This window comes from Neisseria sp. KEM232 (assembly GCF_002237445.1).
Taxonomy (GTDB): domain Bacteria; phylum Pseudomonadota; class Gammaproteobacteria; order Burkholderiales; family Neisseriaceae; genus Neisseria.
Window position 1 is genome coordinate 1,652,476 of the sequence record NZ_CP022527.1, and the last position, 13,468, is coordinate 1,665,943.

At 57.7% G+C, this 13,468-nt stretch carries 14 protein-coding genes, 1 tRNA gene and 3 pseudogenes; 10 read left to right on the top strand and 8 right to left on the bottom strand.

From position 1 onward, the window contains the following. Positions 1–128 precede the first annotated feature (128 nt). The 4 genes from CGZ77_RS08205 to tatC are packed head-to-tail and all read left to right on the top strand — an operon-like array spanning position 129 to position 1,974. Positions 129–461, top strand: a complete 333-nt coding sequence (locus tag CGZ77_RS08205) for a histidine triad nucleotide-binding protein (protein ID WP_009426707.1) — start codon at positions 129–131, stop codon at positions 459–461. 38 nt (positions 462–499) lie between these two features. Continuing rightward, the gene (gene tatA, locus CGZ77_RS08210; protein WP_009426708.1) at positions 500–706 is read left to right on the top strand and encodes a Sec-independent protein translocase subunit TatA; all 207 of its coding nucleotides are present in this window, start codon (positions 500–502) and stop codon (positions 704–706) included. Positions 707–709: 3 nt separating this feature from the next. Then, complete coding sequence (gene tatB / locus CGZ77_RS08215; protein WP_009426714.1) at positions 710–1,231, top strand: Sec-independent protein translocase protein TatB; 522 nt, start codon at positions 710–712, stop codon at positions 1,229–1,231. Then, positions 1,228–1,974 carry a twin-arginine translocase subunit TatC gene (gene tatC / locus CGZ77_RS08220; protein ID WP_009426715.1) on the top strand — a complete coding sequence of 249 codons (747 nt, stop codon included), beginning with the start codon at positions 1,228–1,230 and terminating at the stop codon, positions 1,972–1,974. Before tatB ends, tatC begins: the two co-directional genes overlap by 4 nt. A gap of 224 nt (positions 1,975–2,198) precedes the next feature. Here the strand turns inward: tatC and efp are convergent, their stop codons facing one another. Then, complete coding sequence (efp, locus tag CGZ77_RS08225; protein WP_009426716.1) at positions 2,199–2,759, bottom strand: elongation factor P; 561 nt, start codon at positions 2,757–2,759, stop codon at positions 2,199–2,201. Positions 2,760–2,804: 45 nt separating this feature from the next. Then, on the bottom strand, positions 2,805–3,941 hold the full coding sequence (gene earP / locus CGZ77_RS08230) for an elongation factor P maturation arginine rhamnosyltransferase EarP (protein WP_157697527.1): 1,137 nt from the start codon (positions 3,939–3,941) through the stop codon (positions 2,805–2,807). Between the two features lie 606 nt (positions 3,942–4,547). Between earP and CGZ77_RS08235 the strand changes: the two genes are divergently transcribed. Further along, positions 4,548–4,623: transfer RNA gene (locus CGZ77_RS08235), tRNA-Thr, on the top strand. A 59-nt stretch (positions 4,624–4,682) separates the two neighbouring features. Here CGZ77_RS08235 and CGZ77_RS08240 read toward each other — a convergent pair. From CGZ77_RS08240 to CGZ77_RS08250, 3 genes are all read right to left on the bottom strand, one after another. Continuing rightward, on the bottom strand, positions 4,683–5,141 hold the full coding sequence (locus tag CGZ77_RS08240; protein ID WP_009426721.1) for a hypothetical protein: 459 nt from the start codon (positions 5,139–5,141) through the stop codon (positions 4,683–4,685). Positions 5,142–5,352: 211 nt separating this feature from the next. Next, a complete protein-coding gene (locus tag CGZ77_RS08245) occupies positions 5,353–6,522 on the bottom strand; it encodes an LD-carboxypeptidase (RefSeq protein WP_009426722.1) in 1,170 nt (389 codons plus the stop codon). A gap of 82 nt (positions 6,523–6,604) precedes the next feature. Continuing rightward, positions 6,605–7,021 carry an HIT family protein gene (locus CGZ77_RS08250; protein ID WP_094031104.1) on the bottom strand — a complete coding sequence of 139 codons (417 nt, stop codon included), beginning with the start codon at positions 7,019–7,021 and terminating at the stop codon, positions 6,605–6,607. A gap of 415 nt (positions 7,022–7,436) precedes the next feature. Here CGZ77_RS08250 and CGZ77_RS12290 point away from each other — a divergent pair. The 5 genes and pseudogenes from CGZ77_RS12290 to CGZ77_RS12090 all read left to right on the top strand — a co-directional run. Next, a pseudogene (locus tag CGZ77_RS12290) lies at positions 7,437–7,979 on the top strand (TonB-dependent receptor plug domain-containing protein); the annotation flags it as partial. Between the two features lie 174 nt (positions 7,980–8,153). Further along, positions 8,154–8,333: pseudogene (locus CGZ77_RS12295) on the top strand (hypothetical protein); the annotation flags it as partial. 434 nt (positions 8,334–8,767) lie between these two features. Further along, positions 8,768–8,977 (top strand): annotated as a pseudogene (locus CGZ77_RS08260) (transposase); the annotation flags it as partial. A gap of 118 nt (positions 8,978–9,095) precedes the next feature. Next, the gene (locus CGZ77_RS08265; protein WP_094031106.1) at positions 9,096–9,776 is read left to right on the top strand and encodes an IS1595 family transposase; all 681 of its coding nucleotides are present in this window, start codon (positions 9,096–9,098) and stop codon (positions 9,774–9,776) included. Positions 9,777–9,795: 19 nt separating this feature from the next. After that, positions 9,796–10,371: a hypothetical protein gene (locus CGZ77_RS12090; RefSeq protein ID WP_157697529.1), complete on the top strand. Its 576-nt coding sequence runs from the start codon at positions 9,796–9,798 to the stop codon at positions 10,369–10,371. Positions 10,372–10,682: 311 nt separating this feature from the next. On the opposite strand, the gene CGZ77_RS08270 is transcribed toward CGZ77_RS12090, so the two are convergent. The 3 genes from CGZ77_RS08270 to CGZ77_RS08280 all read right to left on the bottom strand — a co-directional run bounded on the left by CGZ77_RS08270 (position 10,683) and on the right by CGZ77_RS08280 (position 13,228). Beyond that, positions 10,683–11,180 carry a hypothetical protein gene (locus CGZ77_RS08270; RefSeq protein WP_009425915.1) on the bottom strand — a complete coding sequence of 166 codons (498 nt, stop codon included), beginning with the start codon at positions 11,178–11,180 and terminating at the stop codon, positions 10,683–10,685. 311 nt (positions 11,181–11,491) lie between these two features. Continuing rightward, positions 11,492–12,709: an endoribonuclease L-PSP gene (locus tag CGZ77_RS08275; RefSeq protein ID WP_009425917.1), complete on the bottom strand. Its 1,218-nt coding sequence runs from the start codon at positions 12,707–12,709 to the stop codon at positions 11,492–11,494. A 27-nt stretch (positions 12,710–12,736) separates the two neighbouring features. Beyond that, entirely contained in the window at positions 12,737–13,228 is a 492-nt protein-coding gene (locus tag CGZ77_RS08280) for a hypothetical protein (RefSeq protein WP_009425918.1), read from the bottom strand. Positions 13,229–13,468 lie beyond the last annotated feature (240 nt).

The window sequence follows — 13,468 nt, forward strand, 5'->3', positions numbered from 1 at the left end:
CGTCTGAAAGCCGTTTCAGACGGCCTCATTCTTAATTTATACGCAACGGCCTTTATCGTTTGTATTACAATCCGCGCTTTGCCGCAGGCATCAGGCCGTCTGAAAACGCCTGCCGACAGGAGAACGATATGACCGACTGCATTTTCTGCAAAATCGCCGACAAGCAAATCCCCGCCGCTGTGGTGTACGAAGACGAAGAAACCCTGTGTTTCAAAGACATCCGCCCCGCCGCGCCCGTGCACCTGCTGCTGATTCCCAAAGAGCATTTCGACTCGCTCGCGCACGCCGAAAGCCGCCACGAAGCCCTGCTGGGCAGAATGATGCTGAAAGTGCCGCAAATCGCCGCCGAACACGGCCTTGCCAACGGCTTCAAAACGCAGATCAACACCGGACGCGGCGGCGGTCAGGAAGTGTTCCACCTGCACATCCATATCATGGGCACGCCCGCACAGGCCGTCTGAACAGCCCCAACCAAACGTTATATATAAAGGAAAAACTCATGCCCGGTTTCAGCAGCCTCAGCCACTGGCTCTTATTGTTACTCATCGTCGTGCTGGTGTTCGGCACGAAAAAACTGCGCAACGTCGGCAAAGACCTCGGCGGCGCGGTGCACGACTTCAAAAAAGGACTGAACGAAGGCACCGACGGCGAAGGCAAGGACGAAGCCGCTGCCAAGTCCGCCGCCGACAACGACAAATCCGCCTAAACCATGTTCGATCTCGGTTTCAGCGAACTGCTGCTCACCGGCATCGTCGCCCTCGTCGTCCTCGGGCCCGAACGTCTGCCGAAAGCGGCGCGCACCGCCGGAAAATGGCTGGGCAAACTGCAAGGCTTCGTCGCCGACATGAAAGGCGAACTCAACCGCCAAATCGAACAGGCCGAGCTGGCGGAAGTCAAAGACAACTTCGTCTCCGCCGTGCGCGAAGTACGTGACGGCCTGCAAAGCCCGCAATACGGCGAAAGGCCGTCTGAAAACCCCGAAGCGGACGATGGCCTGCCCGCTTGGGAGCGCCTGCCGCCGCAGCGTACCCCCGCCGATTTCGGCCTCGACGGCAACGGCCGTCCGCTTGATGCGGGAGGCGCTTTTTACGACTGCGCCGTGCCCGTGCACATGGTGACCCTGCGCCGCCAGGCGATGAACCGCCGCCGCGACCTGCGCCCGCGCCACCGCCCGCAGCCGCAGTTGCGCGTGCGCCGCCAAAGAGGCCGTCTGAAAGGAGCAGGGCAATGAGCGCGCAGACGCAAACCCTGATGGAACACCTGATCGAGCTGCGCCGCCGCCTGATGTGGATCATGCTGGCGCTTTTGGCCGCCTTCTTCGCCACCGTTCCCTTCGCCCAGCAGCTTTACACCTTCGTCGCCCAACCGTTGATGGCCACCCTGCCGCAGGGCTCGCAGATGATTGCCACCGACGTGATCGCGCCGTTTTTCGTGCCGGTGAAAGTGGCGCTGATGACCGCCTTCCTCGCCACCCTGCCGCACACGCTCTACCAAATCTGGGCTTTCGTCGCCCCCGCTCTCTACCGCAGCGAAAAACGCCTGATTCTGCCGCTGGTGCTCTCCAGTCTCATCCTCTTCGCCTGCGGCATGGCCTTCGCCTATTTCGCCGTTTTCCCCATCGTGTTCAAATTCCTCGCCGGCGTCACGCCGCAGGGCGTGAGCATGGCCACCGACATCGACAAATACCTGTCTTTCGTGCTCGGCATGTTCGTCGCCTTCGGCGCAACTTTTGAAGTGCCCATCGTCGTCGTCCTGCTGCACCGCATGGGCGTGGTGTCGCTGGAACAAATGCGCGGCGCACGGCCTTACGTTATCGTCGGCGCGTTTGCCGTCGCCGCCGTCATCACCCCGCCCGACGTCCTGTCGCAGGTGCTGATGGCCGTGCCCATGGTGCTGCTCTACGAACTCGGCCTGCTGGCCGCCCGCCTGTTCAAACCCGTGCACGACAGCGGCGAAGCGGACGGGGAAGAATAAGGCCGTCTGAAAACGCAGCTTGACAATAGTTAAGACGGTTTTCAGACGGCCTTTAGCAGCTTGATAGTGAAGCAAAATATCCGCCCGCGGCGGCAGCGTCGGACGGTATTCGGAAGACGCGGCGGGCATTCGCAGGCGTGTCGTTGAGGCCGTCTGAAAAAGAGAGAGGCCGTCTGAAACGCTTTCAGACGGCCTTTTGAACTGAACGGCTTTGGCGAGGCGGCTTAGGCGCGTTTGCGGAATTCGCCGGTGCGGGTGTCGATTTCCACTTTGTCGCCGTTTTCGATGTAGGACATCACCTGGATTTCGGTGCCGCCGACGAGACGTGCGGTTTTCATCACTTTGCCCGAAGTGTCGCCTTTGACGGCGGGCTCGGTGTATTCCACTTCGCGCACGATGATGGTGGGCAGCTCGACGGAAATGGGGTTGCCTTCGTAGAAGGTCACTTCGCACACGTCTTCCATGCCGTCGACGATGAATTTCAGCGCGTCGCCGATGTTGTCGGCTTCGATTTCGTATTGGTTGAACTCGTCGTCCATAAACACATACATCGGGTCGGCGAAGTAGCTGTATGTGCAGTTTTTGCGCGCCAGAATCACGACGTCGAATTTGTCGTCGGCTTTGTAAATGGTTTCGGAAGCCGCGCCGGTGAGCAGGTTTTTCAGCTTCATGCTCACTTTGGCGGAGGAGCGGCCGCCTTTGATGTATTCGGTTTTCTGTACCACCATCGGGTCGTTGCCGACCATAAATACGTTGCCGGCGCGCAGTTCTTGTGCGGTTTTCATGCTGTTTCCAATTCTGTAAAGGTTTAAAAATCAAAGCGGCGCATTTTAGCGGTGTTTGACGAAGTTTGCCAGTTTTTCCGCAGCCGTTTCTTGGGCAAACAGGTGCTGCCGCCAGGCTTCGGCGGCCTGCGTCCAGCCGTTGTCGCGCCCGGCCAAAAGCCGCCAGTGCGCCAGCCGTTCGGCGTCGTTCAGACGGCCTCTGCCGTTCAGCTCGTCCGACAGGGCGCGGTGGGCGGCGGCGGTGTCTGCGGGGAACAGCGGGTAGGGCAGGCGCCAGAAGGCGTCGAGTTTGTCCAAATGCGCCATTTCGTCCTGCGGGTAGATGTGCCAGAAAAACGGTTTGCCCGACAGCTGCGCGCGCACGAAGCTGTCTTCGCCGCGCACAATCAGGCCGTCTGCAAGATACAGCAGCGTGTCGAAATCGTCCTGCGGCACGAAGGGCAGGCGCACCAGCGTGACGCAGGCCGTCTGAAAAACGCTGCCCGCTTCTTTCAGGCTGTCGCGCGGCAGGACGCCCGCTTCTTTCAGGCTGTCGGTAATCTGCGTGCCCGCCAGCAGCAGGGTGAGCGGCTCGCCCGCCGCCTGCCACATACGCAGCCAGTGCGCCCAAACGGGGCTGCGGTAGCCGAACAGAAGCCACTCGGGCGCGGTTTTCGGTGTCAGACCGAGAGAGCGTCTGAACGCGGCGAGAGCGGCCGTATCGGGCGCGGCATAGTCTTTTTCCCGCAGCAGGCCGCCGCCGCGCCCGTCAAAACCCATCAGCCAGAAGAATTTTTCCGTGCCGTCGGCCTGCGGCGAGGGTTTGCCGTGCATCGCCGCCGCCCATTCCTCCGCGCTGAGGTATTCCCAGTTCAGCCACAACGATTTACGCGCCCGTATGCCCTGTCTGACGCGCCCGGGCAGCTCGCAGCCGAAGGTTTCGATCACCACGTCCGCGCCCTGCCATTGCGGCAAATCCCCGCCTTCGCGCCACAAACGCATTTCCATTCCCCGGTAAACGCAGGGCAGCGCGGGCAGGTCGGGACACAGGGCGCGCAGCGCGGCTTCGTCGTCCGTCCACAGCGTCACGCGCCAGCCCGGTTCGTTTTGCAGAATGCGCGCCAGCCGCAGGCTGACGCCGATGTCGCCGAAATTGTCGATAACGGTGCAGAAAATATGGCAGTCGGCGGCGGGGTAGGGCATGGCGGTATCCGTAAAATCCAATCGGATGCGGGTTTTACGCCGATCCGCCGTTTTGTCAAGCCCGAAAAGGCGTACAAAATGCCGTTTATCCACACGGCCGTCTGAAAAACGACGGGCTGTAAAGAAATTTTAAATTTCGCTCTTGACAAGCCTTAAAATCATTTAATTTGATGATTTAAAACAAATTTTATAATTGACTATTTTTTATGCAGTTTAAGGGAAAATCCCGATTCGACGGCAAAAACCGCTTCCGCCCACAAAATACCCACAAAGTTATCCACAGCTTTTGTGGGCAACTCGGCGAAGCCTTGTTTTATCGCGGATTTGCTAGAGACTGTCGGCATTCTGCCTCTAGGCGAAGAGGCGGATGAGGCAGACCCTAAGGCCGTCTGAAACAGCGTGCGGCGGCATTTCCTCAGCCCGCCGCCGCTTTTTCAGACGGCCTTTGTGCCTGTCGGACGGATGCCGCGCCGCCCTGCGGCCGCTGCGCTTCGGGAGCGGGTTTTTTATATAGAAAAAACATTGCGATGATATGAAACCCCGTTTTTCCTGCGTGAAAACGCTTGCCTGCAGGCGGCCGATGCCGGATAATGCGCGCTTCTTTCAGCCGGTGTAGCTCAGTTGGTAGAGCACCTGACTTGTAATCAGGGGGTCGCGAGTTCGAATCCTGCCGCCGGCACCAAATTAAAACAGCCCGACTTTTCAGTCGGGCTGTTTTGCGTCTGCCGCAGATGCGGCGGCTTATTTTGTTTCGACGGCTTTGCCGTTGCGGTAAACCTGTTGGTTCAGCAGTTCGCCGCTGCGGGCATAGACGGCGCGGCTGCCGTTGTCGGGATGGGCGTCGGCGTCAAACAGGGCGCTGCGGGGGAGTTCCATCGGGTCGGTGCGTTTTTGGTCTTCGGTGTAAAAATCCTGCACCAGATAGACGCTGCCGCGTTTGCCGATCAGCCGGCGGTAGTAGCCGCCTTTGACCGGGCTGTCGGCGGTTTTGCCGTCGGCGGAGAAGTGGGCGACGGTTTTTTCTCCCGCATCGGCCGCGTCGGGCAGGGCGGTTTTGCCGCCGATGGGGATGTTGACCGATGTGCCGAGGCCGAGGTGGCGGCCGAAGCCGCCGATGCCTAGGCTGAGGGATGTGCCGTTTGTGTCCGAGCAGGCGGAGAGTGCGGCGGCGGTGGCGAGTAAAAAGGCAAGTTGTTTCATGGAGTTCTCCCGTTGGGTTGGAAACGGCGGCAGTATAGCGGAAACTCCGCGCCGCTGCGGCGGTTTGTTCGGGCAGAGGAAAAACGGTGCCGACTGTTTTCAGAAACGTTATTCCCGCGTTTATGCCCCGAAGGGGTATAGGCGCGAACGGCCTCAAAAAAAGCGGCAGTATGTTTCCCTGCCGCTTTGGCGTTCGGACAATGCCCGCAGGCTATTCCGAATCGGCTTTTTCTTCGATAACGCTTTGTGTGATACCCGTGTCAAAGGCGGTTTGCGGCATCAGGTTGTCGAGGCTGAGGCTGTTTTTGTCCAGTGTGGGGTAGCCGGAGAAGGCGACGGTGTAACCGCCGTTGCCGTCGCTGCGGATTTTGGCGTGCGCGCCGAGCGGGAAGGTGGTTTTGTCGGCGATGTGTCCGAAGGGGAAGCCGGTCAGCACGGGGATTTTCGCAGCACGGGAAACGGCGGCGGTGACGGCGCTCAAATCGTAGCTGCCATCGTACACGTCGCGGATGGAGCCCATGCGGAAATCGCCCAATACAACGGCCTGCTGTTTCTGCAAAACGCCCGCCAGAAGCAGGGTTTGCAGCATCCGTTCGATGCGGTAGGGCTGCTCGCCCACGTCTTCGATAAACAGAATGCCGCCTTTGATGTCGGGCATATAGGGGCTGCCGGCCAGTGCGGACAGGACGCTGAGGTTGCCGCCCCAAAACATGCCTTCGATGTGCAGGTCGCGCCGCTGCACGGCGGGCACGGATACGGTGTAGTCGGGGTTGGTGGTGCAGCGGATAAACGAATCCATCGTGTAGCTGCTCGGCACGGGTTTGCCGAACTCGCTGTACACCATCGGGCCGGCGAAGCTCAGCCATCCGCCCTGCGCCAGCAGCGCCAGTTGCAGGGCGCAAACGTCGCTGAAACCGAAAAACAGCGTGCCGTGTTCGCGCATTCTCGCGCCCAGCGAGGCAAAGTCGATATGCGGCAGCAGGCGGTGCGCGCCGTAGCCGCCGCGCATGCCCATCAGCACCTTGGGTGTGGCCGCGCGGCCTGCCGCCACGTCCTGCACGTCGGCAATGCGTTCGGCGTCGCTGCCCGCAAAGCGCTGGAAGCGGCGGAAGGCCGCTTCTTGGTTGGTAACGGCAAAACCCGCGTATTGCAGCAGATTGATACCCGCCTGCGCGCGGGCGGGTTCGGGCGCGAAGCCCGAAGAAGCGATAATACGTAACACGTTGTTTCCTGATGTTTTCGGTTGTTTGCTTTGCGGCTGCGGCCGCACTTGCGCGGCATTCTGCCCCGCAGGCGTGCCCGCGCAGGCCTGCAACAAGCCCGCGCCCGCCACGGCGGCCGAACCGCGCAGCAGGCTGCGGCGTGAAATCTGCCAAGTCATTTTTCTATCCTTTCAGACGGCATCAAAAAAACAGATTTGCAAAATCAAAACGCGGCGTTTTGGCTGCGTTGCAACTTTGCTTTCAGACGGCCTCAATGCGTGCCAGCTGTTCGCGCACCTGCCGCGGCCAGTCTTCGGGCAGCACAACGGCGCTTTCGCGCTGTGCCGCCGCCCACACCGGCGCGGGAAAATTCGCATCGCCGGCAAAACGCGCAATCACATGCCAATGCAGGTGCGGCACGACATTGCCCAGGCTCGCCAAATTGATTTTCGCCGGGCGGAACACCTCGCGCATCGCCGCTTCCACGCGGTACACGGCCGCCATCAGCTCGTCGCGGTCGGCAGGCGTAAGATCGGTCATCTCCGCCACATGATCGTGCCAAATCACGCGGCAGAACGCCGGCGCATTGGCCTCGCCGTGCACCGCAATCACCCGCAGCCTGTCGTTTTGCCACAGCACGTCTTCGTTTTCGGCCGTGCAGATAGGGCATTGTTCCATCGCCAAACTCCGCAAAATAAAAGGCCGCATTGTAACGGAAACCGCCCGCGCCGACTTTTCAGACGGCCTCTGCGCTTCCCTCCTTTACCTGATTTGACGGAGAGGCGGGCAAACCCGTCCCGCTTTCCGTTCTGCCGAACAGGTTTCCCTGCATGCGGTGCGCAAGGCGTAGAGAGGCCGTCTGAAAACCAATATTTCAGACGACCTCTCATACACTTGCAAATACATCTGTTCGTCTTCCCGCCGTGTTTTTTCAGACGGCCTCCCCGCATCAAAAAGTGCCAAACAGTCGCGCGTGCTTTATCGAAACCGTTTTGTTCTGTTGCACTGAGTTAAATTATGTATAATCCTAATCTTCAAACAAAAATCAAACTGATTTGCATAATTTTAGAATCATTCTGCAAGGACTTCCGTCATGAATAAAACCCGTCTCAAAACCCTCGCCGCCTGCATCGCCGTACTCGGCACGCCTGCCGCCTTCGCCGACAACACCGCCGCCGACGCCGCAGAATCCTCCGCCCTCGAAACCGTTATCGTCAAAGGCAACAAAAACAAACACCAAACCGGCCGCGACCGCGTTTACACCCGCGAAGTGGTGAATCTTTACAAAGGCAAGGAAGAAGTCGAAACCTTCAAAGGCAACACCGTATCCGACCTTTTAAGCGGCATGGTCGGCGTGTACAGCGGCGACGCGCGCAACAGCGGCGCCATTGATCCCAACATACGCGGCGTGCAGGGGCAGGGACGCATTCCCGTAACCGTGGACGGCACCGAGCAGGCGATTACCGTGTGGCGCGGCTACGCGGGCGCGAACAACCGCAACTATGTCGACCCCAACATCATCAGCAGCGTCTATGTCGAAAAAGGCCCGTCGTTTAACCGGGGCATCAAAAGCGGCATCGGCGGCTCGGTGGCCATGAAAACCATCGACGCCGACGATATTGTCCCCGAAGGCCAAAACAACGCCGCCACCGTCAACGACGTACTCAACGCAGGCTTCACCGTCCAAGGCAACGGCGTAGCGAAAGACTTCGTAACCCACGGCGACACCGTCAACTTCGCCAACGGCCAAGGCACAGTCGCCAAAGTCGAAAGCAAAGACGGCGTAACCAAAGTCAGCTTCGACACCCCGATGCAGTACGTCGACAACAGCGGCAAAGCCAGCACCGACCCGACCAACACCGTCAGCCTCGTCGGCAAAGACAGCGGCAAACCCGTACAGCTCAAAAACGTCGCCAAAGGCGTAGCCGACACCGACGCAGTGAACGTCAGCCAGCTCAAAGGCGCGGCATCGGCACTGGGCGGCGGCTCGTCCATCGACAAAGACGGCAACTTCACCGCACCGAGCTACACCCTTGTGGACGGCAAACCGTCTGACGGCAAAACCAAAGCCTACAACAACGTAGGCGACGCCCTGAGTGCCCTGAACACAGCGGCCACCAGCCCGCTGACCTTTGCGGGAGACAGCGGCACGAACGTCGAACGCAAACTGGGCAGCACCGTGAACGTCAAAGGCGGAGTAACCGACGCTTCCAAACTGAGCGACAACAACATCGGCGTAGTAGCCAACGGCACAGACGGGTTGAACGTCAAACTGGCCAAAGAGCTCAAAGGCCTGACCAGTGCCGAATTTGCCAACGCGGCGGGCGACGTAACCGCCATCGGCGGCAACGGCGTTACCATCACGCCGAAAGCTGCGGGCAAGAAACCGGTGAGCCTGACTTCAAACGGCCTCAACAACGGCGGCAAATTAATCACAGCAAGCTGTTTGCCGACAGACAGAACCATATCAACGGCATTGAAAATTTCTGGAATCAGGCAAAGCGCGTACTGCGCAAATACAATGGAATCGACCGTAAATCTTTCCCGCTTTTCTTGAAAGAATGCGAGTTCCGTTTTAACTTTGGCACACCCTCCGAGCAGCTTAAAGTGCTGCGCCGGTGGTGTGAAATTTAGGGCTTATCTAGTACAGCCCCAAAAAGAGAGCCGCAAGAATTTCTTAATCAATTGAGGGACGATAAATGATAAGGGGCTTAGGAAGAAAAATCACCAAAAACAGTGATAAGCTTCTGAAATGAAATTAAAAAACAAGTATCAAAAGTTCAGCAAAATTTCCGAACCGCAATTTCGTCAAATCCTGCGGCTGTTTGCTTTGGATTTGACCGCCTCCGATACTGCCGGGCTAACCGGTATCGGCGTCCGAAGCATCAATACGCCCTTTCTGAAACTGCGCCGGCGTCTGGCTGTCGAAAGCGGGCGGCAAACCCCTTTTGACGGCGTTGTGGAACTTGACGAATCTTACTTTGGCGCAAAGCGCATCCGTGGCAAACGCGGGCGCGGTGCCGGTGGCAAAACCATCGTTTTCGGCGTACTCAAACGGGGCGGCAAGGTCTATACGGAAATCGTTCCTGATGCGTCCGAAGCCAAACTGCAAAAGGTAATACGCGGGCACATTTCTGTTGGGAGTGTCATCAATACCGATGGCCGGCGTGGTTATCACGGCTTGGTTGATATGGGTTTTGCAAAGCATTTCAGGGTGCGTCACGGGCAGAATGAATTTGCCCGCGGAGCGCGGCATATCACCGGTATCGAGTCGTTTTGGAGTGATGCAAAACAGCGTCTGATACAATTTCACGGCGTAGCACGACATACGTTTTACCTGCACTTGAAAGAAACCGAATTCCGCTTTAATCACAGGCATGATGATTTGTACAAAGTGCTGCTGAAAATGCTGCGAAAAGATCCTTTGAAATGATTTTTGCTTCCTAAGCCCCATGATAAACAAAGACGATTTAGTATTTTTTGAAGAAAATGGCTTTGAAGTTTGTTTGGAAAAAAAGAAATCAAAATTAACCATACATGATATAGAAAGAGACGTTTTTTCTTTTTTAGAAGACTATCCAGATATGGGTTTTTATTTCGCAAAATTTCCAGACCAAACATTTGATATTTCAATAAATAACTTGGATTATTCTTTATTTGGAAAATGTTGGTCCGGGTATTTCCTGACAGATGAAAAAGGGTGTGTCGTATTGTTTCAAAATAAAGAAAAACATTTTTCCGATAGTGATTTTATATATACAAACAACTCATTACCTTACTTTCTAAAATCTTATTCGCTTTTTATGTCAGGAATATTTTTATTAAAGGCAAATAGGGAAATTTTTTTAGAAATGAGCAGCGAGGTATCTTCTTCATTAGTTGAAAAAATAAGTTTATTTGACAAACCAGCGGCGGAAGAAACAAATTTTTGGGGAATAATAAGTTATTTAATTGATGATTGCGGGATTAAAATCAACATTCCTGTAAGCAAATATATTGAAAGCGATAGGTTTCAACCTAATTCATAAAATGAAAAAAAATGCAGACTGGGCTGTCAAATCCAAAGTAAGCGAGCGTAGTCCGCATAGGTAGGGCGTGTAGCTCTGCCGCGCACACCGTTTCAGGCAGCCTGAAACGCCCGATTCCATTCTTTCAGACGGCATCAAAGGCAGCCTGAAACCGAAGCCGCGTAGGTCGGGCATTTATGCCCGACAACCCACCGCCTGCAATGTCGGGCATAAATGCCCAACCTACTGCCAAATCCCTTTCCAGTCTGCCTTTCAGACGGCCTCAGGAAAAGGCCATCTGAAAAGGTTTCGGTTTCGTTCGTACCCCGCTTTCAGACGGCCCCAAGCGCCCTTACGCCGAATGTTCTGCCTGCCGCCGCTGCGGCGGAGTCGGCCGACGGCGGCGGTACCAAATCCAGATAGGTTTCGGCGCATTTGAAGCCGAAGCCGACGTAGGCGCGGTTGAGGGCTTCGTATTTGACGTCGGCTTCGGTGCGGCCGCCGCGGCTGAGGGCGGTGTTGAGGTGGCCGAGGTGGGCGGCGGCGTGGCCGATTTCGGCGAGGGCGAGGATGTAGGCGGTTTGGCCTTCGTCGAGGTCGCCGACTTCTTCGACCAGGTGGGACATAACGCGGAACCAGCGTTTGGTGCCCAGGTCGATGTCCAATTCGCCGCTGCCGAATTTGCGGTAGTCGCGCAAGGCGTTTTCGACTTGGAAGCGGGTGCGCGGGTGGATGGCTGGTTTGAGGCTTTCAGCGTGGTCGATCACGCGGTTGTAGTAGTCGTAGAGTTCGTCGAGGGTGTAGTCGGGGATGTCGTAAAGGTGGGTCATGTTTCGGGTTCCTTTTTTGGTAATGGGGCGAAGGCAGCCTGAAAACGTCGGCGGCGTTTCGCGGGACAAGCGGCTGCCGTTTCTTCCACTCTTGCGCTTGCTTGGGGGCGGGTTGTGGAGGGGGTGGCATTTCGCAGAAATGCGGTGGCAGATATGGCTGCAATGCCAAGCGCCCCCACCCCGACCCTCCCCCGCAAGCGGGAGAGGGGGCAAACGGCTGCCGGTGTTTTGCCTGTGGCAGATGCTGTTTTAAGCCGTCAGGCAGCCTGAAAGCCTTTTCAGGCTGCCTTTGGCTTTTTCAGGCTGTCTTTTCAGACGGCCTTGCGGATGTGGGCGACGGCTTCGAGTTCGACCAGCAAATCGTCGCGGCAGACGTCGCCGATGGTGTAAACCACGGGTACGCCGGGGAGTTGGCGCTCGCACACGGCGCGCACGGTTTCGTAGTCGGCGGCGTGTTTGACGTAGGCGCGCACAGCGGCGAGCTCGCCCAAGGTGGCACCGTAGCCGGGGAAGCCGGAGGTGGCGAAGTTGTCGGCGCTGATCAGGGTGGCGATGTTGAGCAGGGTTTCTTCGGTCTGCTTGGCGGTGTTGCCGATGTGTTGGGTTTCGGAGGCGGTGATGGAGGCGGTGCCGGAAACATAAACGTCGGCGGTGCCGTCGTAGATAACGGCCATGGCGCGGGCGAATTTGGGGCTTTCGGGGCTGTAATGGCGGGCGTAGTCGAAAGCGGGGGTTTGGCGGGGGTTTTCCAGCGGTAGGGTGTACACGTCGCGGCGCTCGGTCAGGATGGCGGTGGTGCCCAGGGCGATGTCTTCGCCGCCCATGCCGATGCCGGTGGATGCGGGATAAACGTCGAAGGCGGGTTGGGTTTTCAGGCTGCTTTCAAGGAAGCGGGTGTCGCCGAAGACGTCGGTGCGGGCGCGGTTGAGTTCTTTGTAGCGCTGCTCATGGTCGGCGGCGCGGCTGTCGGGGGCGACGATGCTGCCCATGTAAAACCAGGTGCGGAACACTTGGTCGAGGCGGGCGCCGCCTTGTTTGAGCAGGGCAAGGTTTTCTTCGAGCACGGCGCGGGTGTCGGCATAAGAATTTTCGCGCGGGGCGCGGCCGTTTTGGAAGGCGTCGGCGTGGGTATGGACGAAAGTAATACCGTTGTGGGACACGGTGGTCAGCTGCGGGCTGATGCGCCGCACTTGGGCGTCGGCGGTGGAAACGGCGGCGATTTCGGCGGTGAGCAGGCTGCCGTCGGCGGGGGCTTGGGCAACGTAGGCGGTCAGCGGCAGACTGTCGCCAAAGTTTTGTGCAAACAGCACGGCCACTTCGTCCAGGCGTTCGGCGTCGCGCAGAAAGACGGTTTGGCGCACGATTTTGCGGCCGCTGCCTTTGAACTGGCGGCGGATTTGTTCGGCAATATCGGCGGCCTGCGCGGCGTAAGTTTCGCCCTGCTGCGGCACGATGGCGGCGTAGGAATAAGGGGTGAAGCGCTCGGCTTCGTCGGCTTCAAAGTAGGTTTCCAGCGGTAAGGCACTCATGATTTTCTCCTTGTGCGGCGGCAGTTTTCAGGCTGCCACGGCTTCGTCGTTAAAAGCAAAATTCGGTTTCAGGCTGCTGTCGGCCAGCGCCAGAAATTCGTCCACGCCCTTGAAGGCGAAATTGACGTAGGCGGTTTGCAGCTTCACATATTCGGCATCGGCACGGGTGCGGCTGCCCCGGCTGAGCGCCATGTTCACATGCCCCATATGCGATGCGGCGTGCGCCACTTCGGCGGCGGCAAGGATGTAGGCGGACTGCACGGGCGTCATGTCGCCCACTTCTTCGGCGAGCTTAGTGAGTTTTTTAAACCACAGCTTCGCGCCTTCGTCGGTGCCCAATTCGCCCGCCACAAAGCGGCGCAGATGGTCGATGGCCTGGCGCACCGTCGGCAGCGCACGTTTGTGGGCAAAGGCGCTGTGCGCTTCGATAATGTCGATGCCTTGCGACAGGCGGCGGTAGAGTTCCGAGAGCGGCGTGCTGTCGGATACGGTGAAGAGGATGTTTGTGGCGTGGGGCATGGGGTTTCTTCCTTTTTTTGGTTTGCAACGGCGGCCATCATAGTTCCCTGCCAAACGGGCGGCTAAGAATTTTTCGGAATATTCTTTTTCTTTTGAAAGGCATAAGCAATCGGCAAAAAGGAATAAGGCCGTCTGAAAGCATGGTTTCAACGAAATAAAACGGGCAGACGGTGGTTTAACCACGCCGAAACCGTGCTTTCAGACGGCCTTTTTCTGCCGCAATAAAAAAAGCCCGGTTTT

What these genes read in the sequence shown, in the direction of transcription:
- CGZ77_RS08205 (WP_009426707.1), top strand. Translation starts at nt 129, where the DNA reads ATGACCGACTGCATTTTCTGCAAAATCGCCGACAAGCAAATCCCCGCC.
- tatA (WP_009426708.1), top strand. Translation starts at nt 500, where the DNA reads ATGCCCGGTTTCAGCAGCCTCAGCCACTGGCTCTTATTGTTACTCATC.
- tatB (WP_009426714.1), top strand. Translation starts at nt 710, where the DNA reads ATGTTCGATCTCGGTTTCAGCGAACTGCTGCTCACCGGCATCGTCGCC.
- tatC (WP_009426715.1), top strand. Translation starts at nt 1,228, where the DNA reads ATGAGCGCGCAGACGCAAACCCTGATGGAACACCTGATCGAGCTGCGC.
- efp (WP_009426716.1), bottom strand. Translation starts at nt 2,759, where the DNA reads ATGAAAACCGCACAAGAACTGCGCGCCGGCAACGTATTTATGGTCGGC.
- earP (WP_157697527.1), bottom strand. Translation starts at nt 3,941, where the DNA reads ATGCCCTACCCCGCCGCCGACTGCCATATTTTCTGCACCGTTATCGAC.
- CGZ77_RS08240 (WP_009426721.1), bottom strand. Translation starts at nt 5,141, where the DNA reads ATGAAACAACTTGCCTTTTTACTCGCCACCGCCGCCGCACTCTCCGCC.
- CGZ77_RS08245 (WP_009426722.1), bottom strand. Translation starts at nt 6,522, where the DNA reads ATGACTTGGCAGATTTCACGCCGCAGCCTGCTGCGCGGTTCGGCCGCC.
- CGZ77_RS08250 (WP_094031104.1), bottom strand. Translation starts at nt 7,021, where the DNA reads ATGGAACAATGCCCTATCTGCACGGCCGAAAACGAAGACGTGCTGTGG.
- CGZ77_RS08265 (WP_094031106.1), top strand. Translation starts at nt 9,096, where the DNA reads ATGAAATTAAAAAACAAGTATCAAAAGTTCAGCAAAATTTCCGAACCG.
- CGZ77_RS12090 (WP_157697529.1), top strand. Translation starts at nt 9,796, where the DNA reads ATGATAAACAAAGACGATTTAGTATTTTTTGAAGAAAATGGCTTTGAA.
- CGZ77_RS08270 (WP_009425915.1), bottom strand. Translation starts at nt 11,180, where the DNA reads ATGACCCACCTTTACGACATCCCCGACTACACCCTCGACGAACTCTAC.
- CGZ77_RS08275 (WP_009425917.1), bottom strand. Translation starts at nt 12,709, where the DNA reads ATGAGTGCCTTACCGCTGGAAACCTACTTTGAAGCCGACGAAGCCGAG.
- CGZ77_RS08280 (WP_009425918.1), bottom strand. Translation starts at nt 13,228, where the DNA reads ATGCCCCACGCCACAAACATCCTCTTCACCGTATCCGACAGCACGCCG.